General features: G+C 63.8%; 6 protein-coding genes. 4 read left to right on the top strand and 2 right to left on the bottom strand.

Features of this window, described 5'->3' with window-relative positions:
* Nucleotides 1-136: 136 nt before the first annotated feature.
* Together pyrF and VF515_20510 are read right to left on the bottom strand one after the other, a co-directional pair.
* Nucleotides 137-937: an orotidine-5'-phosphate decarboxylase gene (pyrF, locus tag VF515_20515; protein ID HEX7410009.1), complete on the bottom strand. Its 801-nt coding sequence runs from the start codon at nucleotides 935-937 to the stop codon at nucleotides 137-139.
* Nucleotides 934-2,664, bottom strand: a complete 1,731-nt coding sequence (locus tag VF515_20510; GenBank protein HEX7410008.1) for a proline--tRNA ligase — start codon at nucleotides 2,662-2,664, stop codon at nucleotides 934-936. The genes pyrF and VF515_20510 overlap by 4 nt, the downstream gene beginning before the upstream one ends.
* A gap of 210 nt (nucleotides 2,665-2,874) precedes the next feature.
* Here VF515_20510 and kdsB point away from each other — a divergent pair, with 210 nt between their 5' ends.
* The 4 genes from kdsB to VF515_20490 form a co-directional block, all read left to right on the top strand.
* The gene (kdsB, locus tag VF515_20505) at nucleotides 2,875-3,606 is read left to right on the top strand and encodes a 3-deoxy-manno-octulosonate cytidylyltransferase (protein HEX7410007.1); all 732 of its coding nucleotides are present in this window, start codon (nucleotides 2,875-2,877) and stop codon (nucleotides 3,604-3,606) included.
* A 14-nt stretch (nucleotides 3,607-3,620) separates the two neighbouring features.
* Nucleotides 3,621-5,273: a CTP synthase gene (locus VF515_20500; protein HEX7410006.1), complete on the top strand. Its 1,653-nt coding sequence runs from the start codon at nucleotides 3,621-3,623 to the stop codon at nucleotides 5,271-5,273.
* 1 nt (nucleotide 5,274) lies between these two features.
* Nucleotides 5,275-6,105, top strand: coding sequence for a 3-deoxy-8-phosphooctulonate synthase (gene kdsA, locus VF515_20495; GenBank protein HEX7410005.1), 831 nt, complete (start codon nucleotides 5,275-5,277; stop codon nucleotides 6,103-6,105).
* On the top strand, nucleotides 6,083-6,648 hold a 566-nt coding region (locus tag VF515_20490), incomplete at its 3' end, for an SIS domain-containing protein (protein ID HEX7410004.1). The genes kdsA and VF515_20490, both read left to right, overlap by 23 nt.

Raw genomic sequence — 6,648 nt, 5'->3', positions numbered from 1 at the left:
CTTGGGAGCCTGGCCAGTTTCGACTTCCTCGAAGCTGATCGGGAGTTCGTGGCGCAGCTCGCCAGCGGCCGCATCGAACTGACCGCATCTCGCCAGGAGAAATTGTAGTAGGGCTACTTCCAAACCGCGCGCACGCCTACTCGGCGGGTCGTTCAGCAGCCGAGCGGCTGCGGCGGACTGGTGGAGTGAGGCCACGTTCCATGGCGGCGACAATCTCGCGCGCTGCTGCCACGGGATCGGCGGCTTCGCGAATCGGCTGCCCGACGACCAGGTAATCGGCACCGGCACGGATGGCGGCTTCGGGCGTGGTGACACGCTTCTGATCTTCCCAGGTGCCGCCGCGCAGCCGCACCCCGGGCGTCACGATCAGAAAGCCCCGCCCGCATTCCTTGCGAATCGGCGCGATCTCCTGGGGCGATGCCACCACCCCATCCATGCCGGCTTCCTTCGATAAGCGGGCGAGTCGCACCACCTGATTCTCGATCCCGCTGGCGACGCCGACGCGTTTGAGGTCCTCACGGCTCAGGCTGGTCAGTACCGTCACGGCCAGCACCTTGGGCCGTCGCAAGCCCTGGCTGCGACAGACCTTGCTGACCTCCGCGACCGTGCGCTTCATCATCTCCAGGCTGCCCGAGGCATGGACGTCGAACATGCGCACGCCCATGCGCGTTGCCTCGCCGGCGGCCTTGGCCACGGTGCGTGGGATATCGTGGAATTTCAGGTCGAGAAACACCTCGCTGCCACGTTCACGGATCAGCTGCACGACTTGCGGGCCGGCATGCACGAATAGCTGCTTGCCGACCTTGAACATGCCGACCTCACGCGCGAGCGCATCGACGTAATCGAGCGCTTCGGTCACCGAGCCGACGTCGAGCGCGAAAATCAGGCGCGCCCGCATGCCGCCTTGCCGAATCCCGAAGGGCCAGTGCAGGCTCATGATGTCAGTTCCGCACGCACCATGCCCGCCAGGCGCTCGACCGTATCCGCCAGCGGGAGATCCTGTGCGGCGGGCTCTCCCCGCCGCTTGAGCTCGACACAGTTCCGCTCGAGGCTCTTGGCCCCAATGGTAACCCGCAACGGGACACCGATCAGATCCGCATCCTTGAACTTGATACCTGGACGCTCCTCGCGATCGTCGAGCAGCACCTCGACTCCGGCGCTCTGGAGCTTCGCGTACAGGTCCTCCGCCGTCTGGCGCATGCGCGCGTCGGTCCAACTGATCGGTACGAGCTGCACGTGAAACGGCGCCAGCGCTAGAGGCCAGATGATGCCATTATCGTCATGGTGCTGCTCGACGGCGGCCGCCGCCGTACGCGTGATGCCGATGCCGTAGCACCCCATCTCGATCGGCCGTTCCTGGCCTGAGGAGTCGAGGTACGTGGCCTTCATGGCGGCGCTGTACTTGGTGCCGAGGTAGAAGATATTGCCCACTTCGATACCACGATGCCCGGCGAACACACCGCCTTCGCAACGCGGGCAGGGGTCGTCCGCACGGGCGAGACGAAGGTCAGCGAATTCCACGTCGCCGAAATCCCGTTGCTGGTCGACGTCGACAAAGTGGTGGTCGGTCTCGTTTGCCCCGGTTACCGCACCCGTGATGCCGCGTAAACTCGCATCGGCAATGCGGCGCGCCGGCAGCCCGATCGGGCCGGCAAACCCGACGGCGGCGCCGGTCAGCCGCTCGACCGTCTCGGCATCCGCGAGAGCCACCCACTCGACAGAGAGGAACGTGCGCAGTTTGGTCTCGCTGAGCTCATGATCGCCCCGAACCAGGGCGGCCAGCGTATCGCCGGTGCTGGTCATGTAAACCAGCGTCTTGATGAATCGCTCCGGCGGCTCGGCCAAAAACGCGCCGACCTCCTCGATCGTCCGCTTCTCCGGCGTCCGCACCTTTTTCAGAGGCCCTGGCGTGGCGCCGAGACGTGTGCCACCTATGCCCACCGCAGGTGCGATCTCGGCCTTCTCGACATTGGCCGCGTACTCGCATTTCGTGCAGCTGACGATGGCGTCTTCGCCCGAATCGGCCAGCACCTGAAACTCGTGAGCCCGGCGGCCGCCGATGGCACCGGTATCGGACTCGACCTGGCGGGTGTTCAGGCCACAACGCTGGAAGATGCGGCGATAGGTTTCCGCCATGTGCTGGTACTCGCGGTGGCAATCTTCGGCGTCGGTGTGGAAGGAGTACGCGTCCTTCATGATGAACTCGCGCCCGCGTATGAGACCGAAGCGGGGACGCAGTTCGTCGCGAAACTTGACCTGGATCTGGTAGAGATTGATCGGCAATTCGCGGTACGAGCGGATCTCGCGGCGCACGATGTCGGTCACAACCTCCTCATGCGTTGGCCCAAAACAGAAGTCGCGCTCGTGGCGGTCTTTCATGCGCAGCAGTTCCTTGCCGTACTGGTCCCAGCGCCCGCTCTCCTGCCACAGTTCGGCGGGGCAAATCGCCGGCATGAGAATCTCTTGCGCGCCGGCACGGTCCATCTCGCTGCGCACGATGTGCTCGACCTTGCGCACGACGCGCAGGCCGAGCGGCAGAAAATCATAGATGCCGCGTGCAACCTGTCGAATCATCCCGGCGCGCACCATGAGCTTGTGGCTGATGACTTCGGCGTCGGTGGGGTCCTGTTTGAGGGTGGGAATGAGTGTCTGACTGTAGCGCACGGGATTCCTTTAGAAAGAGTTTGACCGGACCTTAGATGCAGAACCCGCGTCAGGTCAAGCGTCGGGGCGCAAGGTCGGGGCTCAGGGCAGGGGCGGAGAATGGGAAATGGAAAGCGGGTCTGAGCATCGCAACAAAGAAGTTTGACTTGTCAGGGACCTCTGCTATAGAGCACTCCCGTAGCCCATTCCGGGCTACGGGTTTTCTTTTTTATGGGCTCACGAGTTGTCGCGTTGATTCCCGCCCGCTTTGAGTCCACACGTCTCCCCGGAAAGCCCCTGGCGCTGATACACGGTAAGCCCATGATCCAGCACGTGTACGAGCGTACGCGAGCGTCGGAGCTGGTTGATCGCGTGTTGGTGGCGACCGACGATGGGCGGATCGCTGACGCGGTGCGCAGCTTCGGCGGCGATGTCGTGATGACCAGCCCGCGGCATGTATCCGGTACAGACCGCATCGCCGAGGCGGTGCGGGACCTGGAGGCTGAGATTGTCGTAAACGTACAAGCAGACCTGCCGTTTCTCGCAGCGGACATGGTGGATGCGGCGATTGGGTTGATGCAGGCCGACACGGTGCTGCCGATGGCAACCCTGAAGGCACCGATTTGCGAGGCCGAGGAGATGGCCAATCCCAACGTGGTCAAGGTGGTGACCGACCGCGACGGGTACGCGCTGTACTTCTCGCGCAGTCCGCTGCCCTATTGGCGGGATGCGGCCGGTGCGGTATTGGGCTACAAGCATATCGGCCTGTACGCCTTCCGCCGCGACTTCCTGCTGCGCTTCGCCCGGTTGGCGCCGACTCCGCTGGAGCGTGCGGAGAAGCTGGAGCAGTTGCGGGCGCTCGAGTGGGGTTTCCGTATCAAGGTGGCAGAAACAACGGGTGAGAGTATAGAGGTGGACACGCCTAGGGATTTGGAACGGGCCCGTGCTCGGGCAGCGGGCTGAAGAGGTGGTGGAGGATGGCGACTAGCGAGCAGCGCACCAAGTTCATTTTCGTGACCGGCGGCGTCGTGTCGTCTCTGGGAAAGGGCATCGCCTCGGCATCGATCGGCGCGCTGCTCGAAAGCCGCGGCCTCAAGGTGACCATCTTCAAGATGGATCCGTACATCAACGTCGATCCGGGTACCATGAGCCCGTTTCAGCACGGCGAGGTATTCGTGACCGACGACGGCGCGGAGACCGATCTCGACCTCGGACACTACGAGCGCTTCCTGTCGTCGCGCATGAGCCAGAAGAACAACTTCACCACTGGCCAGGTCTACGACCGCGTCATCGCCAATGAACGGCGCGGGGAGTACCTGGGCGGCACGGTGCAGGTGATCCCGCACATCACGGATGAGATCAAACGCCGAATACTCGAGGCCGCCGAGGGCTACGACATCACCATCGGTGAGGTCGGTGGCACCGTCGGCGACATCGAAAGTCTGCCGTTCCTGGAGGCCATCCGCCAGTTCCGCTGGGACCGGGGCCGCGACAACGTGCTGTACGTCCACCTGACGCTGGTGCCATACATCAGCACCGCCGGCGAGGTGAAGACCAAACCGACCCAACACAGCGTCAAGGAGCTCACCGGCCTTGGGATCCAGCCCGACCTCTTGCTCTGCCGTACCAACCATCCGCTCGAGCGCAAGATCAAAGCGAAGATCGCCCACTTCTGTAACGTCGATGAGAACTCGGTCATCACCGCCAAGGACGCGGCCTCCATCTACGAGGTGCCGCTCAACTTCCATGAAGAAGGTCTGGACGAGCGGCTGGTGGAAAAGCTCAATATCTGGACCGGCGCCCCGAATCTGAGCAAGTGGGTCAAGGTGGTGGAGACGATCAGGCACCCGCGTGAGGCTGTGCGCATCGCCATGGTCGGCAAGTACGTGGATCTGACCGACTCCTATAAGAGCTTGAACGAGGCCTTGGCGCACGGCGGCATCGCCAACGAGTGCAAGGTCGAAGTCGAGTACATCGACTCGGAGAAAATCGAGCAGGACGGTTTGCCCGAAGCCGTCGAGAGGGCCGACGGCATCCTGGTTCCCATGGGCTTCGGGCCGCGCGGTACCGAGGGCAAGATCGCGGCGGTGCGCTACGCGCGGGAGGAGAAGATCCCGTTTCTCGGAATCTGTTTCGGCATGCAGATGGCGGTCATTGAATTTGCCCGCCACGTGTGCGGGTTGGAGGGGGCGAATTCGAGCGAGGTGGACGAGCACACCCCGCACCCGGTGATCGATCTCATGACCGGTCAGCGGGCGGTGACGCAGAAAGGCGGGACCATGCGCTTGGGCGCGTATCCCTGTGTGTTGCGCGAAGACTCGCTCGCATTGCGCGTCTACGGCAAGCGCAAGATCAGCGAGCGGCATCGTCACCGCTACGAGGTCAACAACAAGTATCGCGACATCCTGTCGAAGCATGGATTGATCTTCAGCGGCCTGTCTCCCGACGAGTTGCTGGTCGAGATGATCGAGTTGGCCGATCATCCGTGGTTCCTTGCCAGCCAGTTCCATCCGGAATTCAAATCGCGTCCGCTGGATTGCCACCCGATGTTCAAGGGCTTCATCAAGGCCGCCTTGCAGCACAAAGCCGAGTCGGTGCAGAGGCCGCTGTTGAGCGCGGTGTCGCGATAGCATGTCGCCAGTACAGGAGGTCAGCGTCGGGCCGCTGTGCATCGGCGGCGGGCGGCCGTATGTCTTCATCGGCGGCCCCTGCGTCATTGAAAGCCGAGAGCACGCTCTGCGGCACGCGAGCGTGTTGCGGACCATCACGGAACGGGTGGGGGTACCCTTCATCTACAAGTCGTCCTTCGACAAGGCGAATCGGACTTCTCTCAGCGCGTATCGCGGTCCCGGCCTGGATGAGGGACTGGACATCCTTGCCGAGGTGAGGCGCGAGGTGGGCGTGCCGGTGGTGACCGACGTGCACGAGCGTGAGCAGGTGCAGCGTGTGGCCGAGGTTGCCGACGTACTGCAGACTCCCGCGTTTCTCTGCCGGCAAACGGACTTCCTCATGGCGGTGGCGCGCGCCGGCAAGCCGGTGAACGTGAAGAAGGGGCAGTTCCTGGCGCCGTGGGACATGGGTCCGGTGCTGGAGAAACTGGCCAGCACCGGCAACCGGGGGCTGATGGTCACCGAGCGAGGCGTGTCCTTCGGGTACAACAATCTGGTTGCCGATATGCGTTCCCTGGCGATCATGGCGCAATTCGGATATCCGGTGATCTACGACGCCGGTCACAGCGTACAGTTGCCGGGCGGGCAGGGCAGTGCGTCGGGGGGGCAGCGGCAGTTCATCCGGACGCTGGCGCGTGCCGCCGTCGCGGTGGGAGTCGATGCGGTGTTCCTCGAAGTGCATGAGGATCCTGACCGGGCATTGAGTGATGGGCCAAACTCGTATCGGCTGGATGAGCTGGAAACCTTGTTGCGTGAACTGAAGCGGATCGATGCCATTACCAAGGAAAGCTAGAAGGCCGCCGGCGGTCCGCCGGGGCCGTGAAAGCGAAGGCATCCGGCACGCCCGGCACGTCCTGTCGGTCGAAGCCACCGCCATCGCCGCATTGGCCGATCGCCTCGATGCGCGCTTCGACCGTGCCCTCGAGTTGCTCGCCGAGTGCGCCGGCAAGGTCGTGGTCACGGGCATGGGAAAATCGGGCATCATCTGCCGGAAGATCGCGGCAACGCTCACCAGTACAGGCACCCCGGCGCTTTTCCTGCACGCCGCCGAGGCCTCTCACGGCGATGCGGGCGTCTTCATGAAGGGAGACGCGGTGCTGGCGCTGTCGAGCAGCGGGGAGTCGGACGAGGTCGTCCGCCTTCTGCCGTTGATCAAGCGCATGGAGCTGCCGCTGATTGCACTGACCGGTGACCTCAACTCGACGCTGGCCAAGGCCGCCGATGTGGTGCTGGACGTGGCGGTTGAAGAGGAGGCGTGCCCACTGGGTCTGGCGCCCACGGCGAGTACGACCGCGGCGCTCGCACTCGGGGATGCTCTGGCGGTGGCGTTGCTGCA

It is taken from the genome of Candidatus Binatia bacterium (assembly GCA_036382395.1).
Lineage (GTDB): Bacteria > Desulfobacterota > Binatia > HRBIN30 > HRBIN30 > JAGDMS01.
The sequence above is the reverse complement of the archived record's forward strand: the minus strand, read 5'-3'. Positions and strand labels throughout refer to the sequence as shown.